This window comes from Myxococcales bacterium, assembly GCA_016703425.1.
Classification (GTDB): Bacteria; Myxococcota_A; Polyangia; order Polyangiales; family Polyangiaceae; genus JADJCA01.
This window is the reverse complement of record JADJCA010000029.1, coordinates 306,192-319,443: the sequence shown is the minus strand read 5'-3', so window position 1 is coordinate 319,443 and position 13,252 is coordinate 306,192. Positions and strand designations below refer to the sequence as shown.

General features: G+C 68.6%; 12 protein-coding genes. 7 read left to right on the top strand and 5 right to left on the bottom strand.

Annotation, left to right across the window (positions count from 1 at the left end; all coding sequences use genetic code 11):
- The first annotated feature begins 98 nt into the window (after positions 1–98).
- Positions 99–1,634: an FMN-binding glutamate synthase family protein gene (locus IPG50_34785; GenBank protein ID MBK6697319.1), complete on the top strand. Its 1,536-nt coding sequence runs from the start codon at positions 99–101 to the stop codon at positions 1,632–1,634.
- A gap of 28 nt (positions 1,635–1,662) precedes the next feature.
- Here IPG50_34785 and IPG50_34780 read toward each other — a convergent pair whose 3' ends face one another.
- A complete protein-coding gene (locus IPG50_34780; GenBank protein MBK6697318.1) occupies positions 1,663–2,316 on the bottom strand; it encodes a class I SAM-dependent methyltransferase in 654 nt (217 codons plus the stop codon).
- Positions 2,317–2,690: 374 nt separating this feature from the next.
- On the opposite strand from IPG50_34780, the gene IPG50_34775 reads away from it, so the two are divergent.
- Positions 2,691–2,885, top strand: a complete 195-nt coding sequence (locus IPG50_34775) for a hypothetical protein (GenBank protein ID MBK6697317.1) — start codon at positions 2,691–2,693, stop codon at positions 2,883–2,885.
- Positions 2,886–2,962: 77 nt separating this feature from the next.
- Entirely contained in the window at positions 2,963–4,492 is a 1,530-nt protein-coding gene (locus IPG50_34770; protein ID MBK6697316.1) for a hypothetical protein, read from the top strand.
- 89 nt (positions 4,493–4,581) lie between these two features.
- Here the strand turns inward: IPG50_34770 and IPG50_34765 are convergent, their stop codons facing one another.
- Positions 4,582–5,541: a hypothetical protein gene (locus tag IPG50_34765; protein ID MBK6697315.1), complete on the bottom strand. Its 960-nt coding sequence runs from the start codon at positions 5,539–5,541 to the stop codon at positions 4,582–4,584.
- 21 nt (positions 5,542–5,562) lie between these two features.
- Here IPG50_34765 and IPG50_34760 point away from each other — a divergent pair, with 21 nt between their 5' ends.
- Together IPG50_34760 and IPG50_34755 are read left to right on the top strand one after the other, a co-directional pair.
- Entirely contained in the window at positions 5,563–7,155 is a 1,593-nt protein-coding gene (locus tag IPG50_34760; GenBank protein ID MBK6697314.1) for a lipase family protein, read from the top strand.
- Positions 7,156–7,262: 107 nt separating this feature from the next.
- Positions 7,263–8,825: a hypothetical protein gene (locus IPG50_34755; protein MBK6697313.1), complete on the top strand. Its 1,563-nt coding sequence runs from the start codon at positions 7,263–7,265 to the stop codon at positions 8,823–8,825.
- 12 nt (positions 8,826–8,837) lie between these two features.
- Here IPG50_34755 and IPG50_34750 read toward each other — a convergent pair whose 3' ends face one another.
- The 3 genes from IPG50_34750 to IPG50_34740 form a co-directional block, all read right to left on the bottom strand.
- Positions 8,838–9,404 carry a hypothetical protein gene (locus IPG50_34750; GenBank protein MBK6697312.1) on the bottom strand — a complete coding sequence of 189 codons (567 nt, stop codon included), beginning with the start codon at positions 9,402–9,404 and terminating at the stop codon, positions 8,838–8,840.
- 241 nt (positions 9,405–9,645) lie between these two features.
- On the bottom strand, positions 9,646–10,440 hold the full coding sequence (locus IPG50_34745; GenBank protein ID MBK6697311.1) for a class I SAM-dependent methyltransferase: 795 nt from the start codon (positions 10,438–10,440) through the stop codon (positions 9,646–9,648).
- Positions 10,441–10,501: 61 nt separating this feature from the next.
- Complete coding sequence (locus tag IPG50_34740) at positions 10,502–11,446, bottom strand: SUMF1/EgtB/PvdO family nonheme iron enzyme (GenBank protein ID MBK6697310.1); 945 nt, start codon at positions 11,444–11,446, stop codon at positions 10,502–10,504.
- Between the two features lie 246 nt (positions 11,447–11,692).
- Between IPG50_34740 and IPG50_34735 the strand changes: the two genes are divergently transcribed.
- Positions 11,693–12,112: a TerB family tellurite resistance protein gene (locus tag IPG50_34735; GenBank protein MBK6697309.1), complete on the top strand. Its 420-nt coding sequence runs from the start codon at positions 11,693–11,695 to the stop codon at positions 12,110–12,112.
- Between the two features lie 4 nt (positions 12,113–12,116).
- Complete coding sequence (locus IPG50_34730) at positions 12,117–13,241, top strand: DNA alkylation repair protein (GenBank protein MBK6697308.1); 1,125 nt, start codon at positions 12,117–12,119, stop codon at positions 13,239–13,241.
- The last annotated feature ends 11 nt before the right edge of the window (positions 13,242–13,252 follow it).

The following is a 13,252-nucleotide window of genomic DNA, read 5'->3' as shown; positions in this document are numbered from 1 at the left end:
TGAGCGATTTTGCGCGACTTCGTTCGGAAAGGATTGAGCTTTTCGTGATCCTATCGATCCCCTCGAGGGGACCGCGAGCTCTTGGGTACCCTGCGCGGATGCCTGCTTGGTCTGCCTCGTGGTTCGCCGCCTCCGTCGTGGGCTTGCTGCTCCTCGTCGCCGTTCGTGATCGCCTGCAGAAGCGACACACGATCATTCGCAACTTCCCGCTCGTGGGGCGCTTTCGGTTCTGGTTCGAGAAGCTCGGCGGGCCGCTCCGTCAATACATCGTCACCGGCAACGACGAAGAGCGCCCCTTCAGTCGCGATCAGAGGCGGTGGGTCTACGCGTCGGCGAAGAAGGAGAACAACTACTTCGGCTTCGGCACCGACAACGACCTCGAGCTCTCACCGAGCTACCTCGTCGTGCGCCACGCGGCCTTTCCGCTCACGAGTCCGCACGAAGGTGAGCCAGGCTACGACCCGAAATACGGGTGCCCCAGCGCGAAGGTGCTGGGCGGCTTTCGCGGTCGGAAGAAGGCCTTTCGCCCCACGAGCATCGTGAACACGTCGGCCATGAGCTATGGCTCGTTGAGTCGCGCCGCCGTGGAAGCCATCAACCGGGGCGTCGCCATCGCTGGCGCCATGCAGAACACCGGCGAAGGCGGCATCGCCGAGCCGCATCGCTCCGGCGGCGATCTCGTTTGGCAGATCGGCACCGGCTATTTCGGCTGCCGCGATGAGAAGGGCGGCTTCTCCATCGACCGCATGCTCGAGACGCTCGCGACGGCCAAGGTGCGGGCCCTCGAGCTCAAGCTCAGTCAAGGGGCCAAGCCGGGCATGGGCGGCGTGCTCCCGGCGGCGAAGATCACCAAGGAGATCGCCCGCATTCGGCTCATTCCCTTGGGGCAAGACTGCATCAGCCCCGCAGCCCACGGCGCCTTCAGCGACGTCTCGTCGATGCTCGACTTCATCGAGATGCTTGCAGAGCGCACGGGTCTTCCGGTGGGCATCAAATCGGCGGTCGGCGACATGACCTTCTGGCACGACCTCGCGAAGGCCATCGAAACTACGGGCCGCGCGCCGGACTTCGTCACCATCGACGGCGGCGAAGGCGGCACCGGGGCCGCGCCGTTGGTCTTCGCCGACCACGTGTCTTTGCCGTTCAAGCTCGGCTTCTCCTCGGTGTACCGCGCCTTCGCCGAGCGCGGCGTTCAGGAGAACGTCGTCTTCATCGGCTCTGGAAAGCTAGGCTTCCCGGAGCAGGGCCTCCTGGCGCTGGCGCTCGGCTGCGACATGATCAACGTAGCCCGCGAGGCCATGTTGGCCATCGGCTGCATTCAAGCGCAGGAGTGTCACACGGGCCATTGCCCCACGGGCATCGCCACGCAAACGCCCTGGCTCGTGGGCGGCCTTGACCCCACGCTCAAAGCAGCGCGCCTCGCCAACTACCTCATGACGCTCCGCAAGGAGCTCATACAGCTGGCCCACGCATGCGGCGAAGCGCACCCGGCCCTCGTGCCGCTCGATCGCCTGGCGGTGCTCGACGGCTTCACGCAGCGCTCGGCGCGCGAAGTCTTCGGCTACGAGTCCGGCTGGGGCCTGCCGCTCGAGCAAGAGCGAGCCGCCATCAAGAAGCTGATGATGCCAGGCTGACGTCGTCGCAGGCCGCCGACGGCTCGCGCTACGTCTTGACCCACGCGTCGAGGAAGCCGCCGCGGCACCACTCGCGCTCTTCGAGGCGGTAGTCGGGTGGGAACGTGCCTCCAAAGCCGTGGTACGTGACGACGCGCGTCTTGGGGCGCGCGCGGGAGAGCCAGGCGATGGCCCGATCCACGTCGTCACGGAACCGCGCCTCCGACAGGTCAACGGTGTCGTCGAGCCAATCGCTCGGCCCCCAGAGGTTCTCCTCAAAGGGATTGAAGAGGTAGACGCCGTCGTACGCCGTGACGTCTTGGTCCTCGAAGGCGCCGACCACAAAGCGCGCCGAGCGAGCCTCGAGGCGCTCGGCAGCACGGATCGCCGCGGCCACGAAATGGGGGCGACGCTCGACGCCGACGAACGTCGCACCGGTCGAGAGGGCGCCGACGATGCACATCTTTCCGACGCCGGAGCCGACGTCGAGGACGCGCGTCTCGGGCCCACGGACGAGCCACTCGGCCGCGCGAAGCGCGACCGAGACGGGGGTCCAGAAGCACTGCGACGATTCGCGAAACGCGGCCGGGTAGATGGACTCGAAGACGTCGTCAGCGGCGGCCTCGCGCCCGCGGAGCTGGTTGGCGAGGGCCGAGAGCTGGGCGGCGTCGCGGAGCTCCACGGAGGCAATTCGCGATTCCAAGGGGCCTTGACGTTACCTCATCGCGCGGTCCCGCGACGGCGGTGACGCGCTCCCATTCATAACGCGTCGCAAGTTTCTTGCGTGGACGTGTGTTTTCCTGAGCGGTCCTTACCCCAGGCGCGCAAGACGGACGCTGCGGGCCTTCGTGGCCTACGTGGGACATGGCTCGCGAGCGGCGGGGGCGCGCGCCACCGGTGTCTTCGGGAGCGCGCCTCCGGAATCCCGTGAGAACGCGAGCGTCGCTGGCGTGTCGCTCGGCGACCCCGCCCATGGCACGCGCGCTGCACCTCCGTGCTGCGAAGGCGCGAACGACCGCCTGCCGCTTCGGAGTCCGAACGGCGCGTTTTCCTAACCTAAGAAGAAAGCCAATCGCCATGAAGCAGAACCTCACGACCGCGACCCTCGAGACCCTCGACAGCGATGCCCTCGAGACCGTGTGCGGCGGCGACAACCCGGGCATGGGCCCTTACAACTCGCCATCCCAAAATGCCTGCACCGACCGGGGCAACAGCGGCGGAACCTTCGTGGGCCTCCTTGGCGACGACTGGTCCTTCGGGCTCTGTTTCTGACGGGGGGCCCGGGCCATTGCGAGCCGGGCCGGTCTTCTTCGAAACGGCCCGAATCTTCGCTACGGTTGTGTCTCTTCATGAGCCACGTGCGGGGGCGCCATGTCACGACGGTCGGAGCAAGCGTCATTGAGAGCGTGGGCGTCGTGAGGCCTCGGTCGACAGGCCTCGGCATCGCGGCGGCGCTGAGCCTCCTCTTCGGGGCCTCCTGCGCCCCGACGACGCGGGGCGGCGCGCCGCTCGCCCCCCTCCCGACCGTCGCGCCTGAACCCACGGCCGAGGTCCGCGCCGTCGTCGCGGCATCCGACGACGAGCCGGCGCTCCGCCCATGCGCGGCCTCGCCGGAGGCCGACGACGCGCGGACGGCCATCGCCGCGCTCTCGAAGCGCGTCGAGGCGCTGCTCCCGACCGACGATCCCAAGCCCCTCGCGGGCGAGCTCGTCACGCTCCTCGACGGCCCGTGCTTCCGCCTCATTCGTTGGGACCTGCACGAGCTCGGCGCGGCCTTCGATGCGAGCGCATCGCTGCGCGCCTTTTTCGGTCGCGGCGGCCGCGCCTGGCTGGAGCAGGTCCTGCACTACGACGAGCCGGCCGACGGTGGCGGGCGCGTGAGCACGACTCCGCCGACCCCGCGAAAGACGCTTACCCTCGACGTGGCCCCTTCGCACCCGCTCGCGGCGCTCTTGTGCCGCGAGGGCGACGCGGCGTGCGGCGCCGAGACGGTCGGCTGGCAGCGGCGCGCGGACCGCTTCTTTGAGCTCTTCGGTCTCGTGAAGCACCTGGAGCGTCGAGGCGCGGCGCCGCGCGCAGAGCAATCGGCGTGCGAAGCGCGGGCCCTCACCAAGCCAGTCCTAAGACGCTTCGCCGAGTTCCGCGCGTGCATGCGCGAGAGCGAGACACCACGCACCATGTTTCCGTTGGGTCGCTTCCGCGCGCCGCGGGAGGGGTGGTTCTTCGTCCGCGGCCGACGTGGACACCACTCGTTCTGCGATGAGGTGCGCGCCTACGACCTCGCCAGTGGCTCCGCCTACGTGGTCCGGAGCTGCAGTGGCTTGGTGCTTCGCGACGGCGGCTCCGTCGACGGGAAGAAGACCGACGCGGCCCGCGAGGCCAAGGACGAGGTCGGTCGCGTGTCCGCGGACGCCATCCGCGAGGCGGCGTGGATGGCGCTCTTCGCGTCGGAGGTCCAGCACGACGCCGTTCACGGCGGCCTCGGCTGGTACATCCCGCCGAGCATCGAGGTCGCCCACGCGGGCGGCGTCAGCGGCGGCTCCTTTGGCGGGTCGTTCCGCTCAAACAGCAGCCAAACGGAGCTTACGTACGCCTGGGTGACGCGCGGGAGCGTGGTCAAGGGCGGCACGCTCACGTGGGCGCAAGACTTCAACGACGCCGCGCGCGAGCACGCCGTTTCATTGCTCGCGATCGCCGAGGCCTCGTTTGTTGCGGGATGTCCGCCAACAGCGTTGCCCTCGCCGCTCGTCGCGGGGCCCAGCGGCAAAGGGGGCGTCTCGCGCCTCGACGCGGACCCCGTCTCGCTGAGCACGACGCAGCGCGACCTTGAAGACAAGCTGGCGCGCTTCAAGGGAACGAAGGTCTGCGGCGCGAAGTAGCGCGCCGGCCGCTACTGCGTCTTGCGGGTTGGGGCAGGCGACCTTGGTTGGGCCCGGGGCCAGGTCCCCAAACGCGTCGCGCTTGCCAATCACCGCGAGAAGCACGCTGTAGGAAGCGACGCGCACTTGCCCTTCGCGCACGAGGCCGACGCGCACTCGCCGGGCGCCACGCATGGCTCACCGGCCTCCTTGAGCGCCGTGCACTTGTCGGCGACGCAGCGGCCCGACGCGCACGCCCGGTCATTGCCGCAAGCTTCTCCGAACAACGCCTGCCTAACACACCGAGCCGCTTCGCAGACCGACCGGTACGCGCAGCGGTGCGTCGCGTCGCAGCTCTCCCCCTCCGCGACGATCGCCGGCGCGACGCATGTTCCCGCCGTGCACGACGCCCCCGTCACGCACACCCGAGTGGCGTCGCAGGGTTCGCTGACGAGGGCGCGCGGCTCGCAGCGCCCAGCGACGCAGGCGTCGTCGGGGTTGCACCGGACGCCGCTTCCGCAAGGTTCGCCGCGGCCGGCAGCTCGTTCGCAGGTGCCGCAAAAGTCGAGCCCCAAGGTGCAGGTCGCGCCGGCGCCGCACACGAAGCTTTCGACATCGACGCCGCAGGGTGCGCCAACGGGCGACGCTCCGGTCCACATGGAGCCGCAGGGGCCGCCGAGATCGAGCGGCTGCTTCACGCATTCGACCGTCGCGAGGTGTTTCGCGCACGCGTCGACGCCGCTCCGCGAAAGCGTGAGCAGCGCGGCACCCTCGAGGTCGACGTACCGCGGCTCGTAGCGGGCGTTGCACGTCTGGAGAAAGACGGAGCGACACTCGGCCTCGTCGCGCGCCACCATGCGGCCACATCGCATGTAGAACGCGCAGAACGCGTCGACCACCGTCTCGCAATAGCTCGAGGCGGCGAGGAGAGCGGGCGCATGCGCCTCCGCCGCCGACGCGTCGGCGGGCGCGGTGGGCGCGACGGGCGCCATCTCGCCTTGGCGCTCGCCACAACCGAAGGAGAGCGAGAGCGCTGAGAGCGCCATCGAAGCGGCCATGCGAGACATCACGGCGCTGTCTATCACGACGCCGTGTCGGCCCGAAGCCAGCTCAAGCGCAGCGCCGCCGCGCTCGCCGGAATCGCTCCTGATGAGTGGGCGCGCCAATCGGGGACCGAACGATCCACACGCGCGACGCGCGAAGTCTTGAGAACACTGACCTCGCGGCGGGCACGGCTCTTGAACGCGGAGTGCAAGATCATGCGCCGCCTTGCTTCTGCCTTTTCCGTGGTGCTCGCTCAGGGGCTTTTTGGCTGTTCCGCCGCCATCCCCGAGGAGACGAGCGAAGGGGCCCTCGAGGTGACGGAGCCTCAGTCCGACGCGCTCAAGATCCATCTGTCGGAGTCGCCGAGTCAGGGACCACACTTCACGTTTTGTTCGGCCCCGAGTCCCGACGCGCCGCTCCACCTCACGAACGCCGCTTGGCTCGCCTTGGCATCGGCGAACCAATACTCGCACCTCGGCTACTTCGCGCCACACCTCCTGGACCTCGGGTTCGGCAGCCCTGCCGACAGCTTGTGGGCTCAGTGCGGCCGCGATCTGGGCCGGGCCCGCGACTTCGAGGTGAGCCACAAGGAAGAGCTCCACGCGAAGGAGAAGGAGGGCCCGGAAGCGCTCCTCAAGTTCATGCGCCATCGCGACGTGATGTCGCCGGAGAATTTCGGCGTGTGCGCGCGCGACTTCTTCGAGAACAAGTACACCGCGCGAGACGACGACGGGCACCCCGAGCTGCCGGCGGCGGCCTTCAAGAACTACCTGCTCCGTCAAACCGACGACACGAACTGGATCCAGTTCTTCAGCGCGAAGCCCTACACGCTGCTCGAGCGGGCCATGAATCGCGGGAGCACCCAGGTCGCCATCGCAAGGCACTCGACCGAGCCCGTCGTCCTCGTGGTGTTCCGGGGCACCGAACCGCCGAGCGCGTCCGACCTGCAGGCGCGGGACCTCATCGACATCTTCAAAGACCTCGACATCTTCAAGTCGAAGCTGACGAACTATGGCTTCTCGGAAGGATGGGGCTACGCGCACCGCGGCTTCGTGACGGCGCTCCAGTCGGTCGATGACACCGAATCGACGAACCTTCTCTCGAACAAGATTCGGCAGCTCACGGGCGGCGATCCGAAGATCGGCGTCTGGATCACGGGCCACAGCCTCGGCGGCGCCCTGGCGACACTCATGACAGCGCGCCTGCTCGACCGCATGGACCGAGGCGAGGCGTTCAACTTGCGAGGCCTCTACACCTTTGGCTCTCCGATGGTAGGCAACAGCGAGTTCCGCGACTCGATGACCGCCGCGGCGCGGCGCCACGAAGTACCGCTCGTGCGATTCCGCAACGACCAAGACGCCGTGACGGGGATACCCGGCGTGATGGCGTTCTTGAACTATCACCACGTGGGCCGGTTAGCGCTCCTCGGCCCCAATGGTTTCGCCACACCGGACAGCGACCCCGATCTCGTCGACGACCGCGTGAGCGATCACGACATCGCGGGACTGTTAGGCCCGTTCCACTCACGGACGCGAACGAGCGGCTACTACTCGCGCATCTTGGCAGCCCTCGAGAAGGGTACCCCGCCAGCACTGACGGCGTGCCCGACGCCGGGAGGCGACGCGCCGCCGGCCCGATGACGGCTGAGCCGTCGGACTCTGCTGCGCACGCCTGTCGGGACCTCCTTTGGCGCGCGCTGTCGCTCGCGGCGGGGCGATTAGCACGCGCGCCAGGTACACTCGGCTCCGTGCGAAAACTCTCCGCGGCTGTGCTCGCAATCGGCTTGGTCCTTCTGCCCTTCTTCGGCTGCGACGGCGAGGACGCGCCCGCGACAGCGCTCGTCGGCGATGCCAACACGACCGCAACCGACGCCGGCAGCGACGCGACGCTCGCGATCGACGGCGGCTTTGACGCAGCAGCAGCAGAGGCAGGCCTGCGGCTCGAGCTGACACTTGACCGACGCACAGACGGCGGCTCCGACGGTGGCGCGACGGTCGTCGTCGTCGAAATCCGAGGAACGACCCCCGACGGGGGCGCGCTTTCCGCTTCGGATCTCGTGGTGGCGGCACCGGGCAGCGCCAACGTCACGGCCCCTCAGCCGACGCCGGGCGGCCTCGAAGTGCTCGTGACCCCGACGGACGTGAGCGGAGAGCAGCCGATCCAAGTTACGGCACGCAGCAGCGGCATGGAGCTCACGCGCACAGCCACGGCGCTCGTGTTGCCCCACGTCTCTGATGGCTGGGGACAGCCAGAGGCCGTGCCAGGCCTCGTGAACACGGCCGGCTACGAAGACGGGACCGTCGTGAGCCCCGACGGCGAGTGGCTCTTTGTTGGCAGCTACTCACCGGTCGACGCCATCTGTTGCCTGCTCGGCTGCGCCGGCCCCGCCAATCCGCAGTCGGCCGCGTGTCAAACGGTGCTGGGCCCCTACGGCGCGCCAGAGCGACCCAACATGTTCGGCGCCGAGCGCATCCTCTCGAAGACGCGCATCCTCAATCGTTGCGACAAGCTGTGCTTCACGGCCCCCGACGGTGGCGAAGTGGAGTCCTTTGCGCTCCCGCCGGTCACAGCCTTTGGCTTCAAGCGCATGAGCGACGGCTCTTTTGCCGAACCCTTCGTCATCGGCCGCGACGCCGACGGTTGCGGCGCGCCCTTCGGCTTCTCCCTCCTCGCGGCCCCGAAGGGCACGGCTGCCGAAGCCGTCTTTGGCGGCTATTCGGTGGTCCCCGCCGGGAGCGACAACGACCTCTTCTACACGCCGCTCACGCTGGGGAGTCCCAACGTGCTCGCCCGCTACTCGTGCGACGCGGGAACGGTCGTCGAGTCCGACCGCATCACCACGCGCCTCGTGACGACCCCGCTCGCGGGCGAGCAGGGCAACCCGCAGGTTCGTGCACCCTACATCTTCTTCGACGACGACAGCGCGCCGACGACGCCCAAAATGTACGTTGCCCGCTTCGATGGCGGCCTGCCAACGGCGGCGCTCGGGGCAACGGCGCCGCTGCCCGTGGGCGCCGACACCGACGATCGCCGTCAGCCGTTCCTCCATGGCACGACGCTCTACTTCGCCCAAAACCTACGCATCGCCACCGCAACGCTAAGTGGGGCGCCCGAGAGCGCGGCGTCGTGGTCCTCGCCGGAGATAGACCTTGCTGGCGAGAACGGCTCCTCGCGCCCTGGGGCGGTCGTCGCCTTGGGCCAGCCGACGATCGCAGACCGGCCCGGCGGCGCGCAGGAGCTCTACTTCGTCTACGGCATCAAGACCGCGACGGGCCTCGACATGCAGGCGGGACGAGTCCGGCGACGCTGACCCGGCCCGAGTTCAGCGCGCCAACATCTTGAGCGTCTTCGCGTCGGAGGTGTACGTGACCTCCACCCAGCGAAGCCGGTCGGTGTCGGGATCGACGCCGTAGCCGTCGTTCTCAAAGTTCACGCGAATCACGGCCTCCGAGCCGTCGGCCGTGGGGAAGCGCCCGGACCAAGCCGACGAGGCGTAGGCGATGGGCTCCGACACGAGCCTCACAGCGAGAGCTCGATCGGTGATGCGACCGCCGCCAAAGTCGGGGCGACGAACGCGAAGGTTGACGGTGACTTCGTCACTGCCGTTGCGGGCGCCAAGGGTCCGGAGCTCAACGGTCCCGGGACCGGCGTCGACCTTCGGCAGTGGTGAAAGCGAACACGGCCCGCGCCCCTCAAAACATGCGGCCACGTCGACGGTGCGCGTCTCCTTCTCTTGGAGCACGAACGTGCCCGTCTTGCGGTAGCCGTCGCCGGCGCTGAAGGCCGCCTCATCGCTGGCGGCCTCGGCACCGCCATCGTCGCCTCCGGAGCAACCGACGGCAGAGAGAGCCAGACAAGAGAGCGCGATTCGAAGCGTCGTTGTTTTCATCGAGTGAACCTCCACGACGCGGTCTAGCTTCCGCCAAACAAGTCGTAAGGATGCGCCCCGGAAAGAGTGCCTTTCGATTTCGGAAAGACCCTCAAACAAGGTCGCGCATTCCGAAAGGTTACCGACACCACGGGGGCGATCGTTTGCACTCCAACGTTATCAATTGCACCCTACAACTATCCAGACTTCCTCGACAAGTCACACCCCAAGTCTCGGTCCTAGGACTGCGAAGACGGCGGTCTCACTCGGCGGGTTTGGCAATGACGATGCGCTGGTGCGGCAGCGATTCGTCGACCGTGATGACGGTGAAGGCGGACGCTTCAAGCTCACGCCTGATCTGCGCGAGCGTCATCTTGTGCTCCGGCTTGACGGGGACTTTAGGGTCCTCGCCGCGGTACTCGACGAGCACGAGACGGCCGCCGCGGCGCAAGGATGTGCGCACTTGATGCAGCGTCAGATCCGGTCTGGGGAGCTCGTGGTAGACGTCGACCATCAGCGCAACGTCGACGGAATCGGCGACGAGGGCGCTTTCGGTCTCGGTGGCGAGGCGAGGCTCGACGTTGGTGAGCGCCTTGGCGGCCATCTTCTTCCGAATCATGCCCAACATCTCGGGCTGAAGATCGGTGGCGATGACGCGACCTCGCGGCGTGAGGCGCCGCGCGATGCGCTCGGTGAAGTAACCAGAACCGGCGCCGACGTCGGCCACCGTATCGTCGGGCTTGAGCGCGATGACGTCGAGGACGTGCTCCGGTCGATCGGTCACCTCGCGGTCGGAGCGCTCGAGCCAGTCGGCGCCTTGGTAGCTCATGGGCTTCGCGAGCGTCCGCCCCAGGTAGACGCCGCGGACCGGAGGTGGCGGCAGCGCGACGGAAGGCCGCGGCGGCAGCGACGAGGAGGCCGCGCTCGCCGAGGGCGGCGACGCGATGGTCGGTGTTGCCGCCACGGGAGCCGTTGGCGCGGGCGGAGGCGCCTCCGTGGGCGGCGCGGGCCGAGAGCACGCGACCACGAGGAGTGCGGCGCCGAGGAGGGCTCTCATGGGGCCCATGCTAACGCGTTCCTCGCGCGAGCCCGACCGGGCGCCACGCGACGGCAGCCGATCACGTCGGATCGGCGCAGCAGCGAAAGCCGATGGAGTAGTCCTTGTATTCGAACTCGTGAGCGATGGTTCGGTAAGCGCAGCCTTCGCCGTGCTCCTTGGTGTCGAGGTAATAGCCGCCCTGGAACGTGCCGTTGGGATCGGCGGTCCACTCGTGGAGGTTACCGACCATGTCCCAGATGCCGTAGTCGTTCACGCACGAATAGAACGTGCCGGCGCCGGCGACGGTGCCGGGATGCGCGTTGATGCGCGGGTCGTTGAGCTCGGCGAAGCCCCAGGCGTTCTTGGTGGCGCCGTGAATCAAGGTCACCGCCGAGACGCCGCGATCGTTGCACGCGCCGGCCACATGTTTGGGGCCGTACGGGTACGCGGTGCCCTGCTTGCCGCCGCACGCTGCGCGCCACTCGACGGGCTCGCAGAGGCGCTTCTGCGCCGCCTGACAAGCCGACGCCGCCTGCGCCCCGTTGATGTACGCCTGCGGCACCACGTAAGGCGCGCTATGTGCAAAATACACCTTACCGGCGGCGGGCGCGTGGTACGGCGAGTGCGGCACGAGGCGACGGTCGGGCGTGACCTCGAGGAGCGAGGCCTCGTAGCGGTCCACGCAGACGCGGCCCGCGACGAGGGCCATCTCGGCGGGGCAACGGGCGCCGACCTTGACCGGCGGTGCCGCTCCTTCACGAACCGGATTGGCGAAGGCAGGAGCGAAATGGGCGATGGCGGCTTCGAGCGTGCCCGGCGCGCCGGGCGCCGTGGATCGGGAGACGCCCAGGGTCACCCCCGCGAGGGCCTCGAGGGCGTCCACGACATGGAGGCGTGACGCGTAAGGGGTGCCCGGCGGCGAGGCCGCTTCCGCGGTGGCGGCCGCAGTCGCGATGGCCGCGCCGGAGAGCGTGACCAGGGCGATGAGGCGCAGGCGGGGGGATACGCAGAAGGTCGCTCGCAACCGATGCAGATGGGATGCCAGCGCGCTCGCGGCCCGCGGGGGCCATCTGACGGGCATTTTCGCGAGGTGAAGCGAAAGCAGGGGATCGATCGATCCGTCTGTCGCCGGCAGGTAACGTGACGTGCGCCAAGGTACGCACTCGATTTCGGCCGAGCGAGCTGCGAGCATCGCCGCGGCCGCGCACCCACGCGACGCCCCCGCGACGACCAAAACGACCACACCGTCAGCCCATCGGGAGTGCCCACCATGAAGCTATCCAAAGACGTGTTCCTGGCTCTCACCGCCGTGGCGTGGGCCGATGGCGTGGTGAGCGCCAAGGAGGCCGACGTCCTCGAACGAGCCGCCAAAGCCGCGGGCTTGACCGGTGCTGATCTCGACGCGGTCCAGAAGGCCATCCGGTCTCATGAGGTCGCGCGAAAGACCGCCAAGGCGACGCTCTCCGCGGAAGAAGGAGAGTTCGTGTACGCCGTCGCGTGCCTCCTCAGCGCCTCCGACGGCGACGTCGCCGAAGAGGAGCGCGAGGCCATCGCGACGCTCGCCGACCGACTGCGCATTCCGTTCGACGTTCGCGCCAAGGCCGCCGCCGCGAGCGTCGCCGTCGGAAAGGCGCTCGGCGTCGGGCCCGACGCGCTTGACGCGTTGGCCCGCGAGCTCTCGCGGACCTGACGCCGTGGCCGACGCGCTGAAGGACTTCTTCTCGCCGGCCATGGCGAGACGCCTCGCGGCTTCGGTGGCGGCGGTCCACCCGCCGTTCGACGCGAAGCGCTTCGTGGCGGACGCGACGAAGGGACTCACGGAGCTCGAGCTCAAGGCGCGCGCGCTTCACATGGCCGTCGCGCTGCGAGCGCACCTGCCGCTCGACTACCGCGAGGCGCTCGGTGTCCTGCTCGCCTCGCTCGGTCCGAAACACGCGACCGACGAGCTCGAGGGCGCGGGCATGGCGCCGTTCTTCTACATGCCTCACGTGACCTTCGTCGCCGAATACGGCCTCGATGCCTTTGACGCCTCGATGGAGGCGCAACACGCGCTCACGCAGCGCTTCACCGCCGAGTTCAGCGTCCGCCCCTTCATCGATCGTGACCCCGAGCGAGCCCTCGCCTTTCTCGCGCGCTGGGCTCGCGACCCGAACCCCCACGTCCGGCGCCTCGTCTCCGAAGGGACGCGGCCCCGCTTGCCGTGGGCCTCACGGGTGCGGTTCGTCGACGAAGAACCGGCGCGCTTCGTCGCCTTGCTCGAGACTTTGAAGGACGACCCGAACACGATGGTTCGGCGTTCCGTGGCCAACCACCTGAACGACCTCACCAAGTCGCAGCCCGACCTGGCCCTCGAGGTCGCGGCCCGGTGGCTGAAGGACGCGACGGCGGAGCGGCGCAAGCTCGTCGAGCACGCGCTGCGCTGGTCAGTCAAACAGGGTAACGCGGAGGCGCTCGCGCTCCTCGGCTTCGGCGAGAAGCCTCGCGTTCGCGTCACGGGCGCCTCCTTCGCGCCGAGTCGAGTGCCCATCGGCAAGAGCGTTCGCGTCACGTTCAACGTCGTCGCGAAGCGCGGGGGAGCGGCGCAGCGCCTCGCCGTCGATCTGGCGGTTCACTTCGTGAAGGCGCGAGGTGCGAGGTCCGCCAAGGTCTTCAAGGTGGCGAAGCTCGACCTGGCCCCGAAGGAAGGCGCGACGCTGTCGAAGACGATCTCCTTGGCGGTTCACACGACGCGGAAGCCCAACGTAGGCGAACACGAGGTCGTCGCTCTCGTGAACGGCGCGGCCTTCCCCCTGGGTGCGTTCGTCGTGGTGCGCCGCTGAGCGAGGGATCG

What these genes read in the sequence shown, in the direction of transcription:
- IPG50_34785 (MBK6697319.1), top strand. Translation starts at nt 99, where the DNA reads ATGCCTGCTTGGTCTGCCTCGTGGTTCGCCGCCTCCGTCGTGGGCTTG.
- IPG50_34775 (MBK6697317.1), top strand. Translation starts at nt 2,691, where the DNA reads ATGAAGCAGAACCTCACGACCGCGACCCTCGAGACCCTCGACAGCGAT.
- IPG50_34770 (MBK6697316.1), top strand. Translation starts at nt 2,963, where the DNA reads ATGAGCCACGTGCGGGGGCGCCATGTCACGACGGTCGGAGCAAGCGTC.
- IPG50_34750 (MBK6697312.1), bottom strand. Translation starts at nt 9,404, where the DNA reads ATGAAAACAACGACGCTTCGAATCGCGCTCTCTTGTCTGGCTCTCTCT.
- IPG50_34745 (MBK6697311.1), bottom strand. Translation starts at nt 10,440, where the DNA reads ATGAGAGCCCTCCTCGGCGCCGCACTCCTCGTGGTCGCGTGCTCTCGG.
- IPG50_34735 (MBK6697309.1), top strand. Translation starts at nt 11,693, where the DNA reads ATGAAGCTATCCAAAGACGTGTTCCTGGCTCTCACCGCCGTGGCGTGG.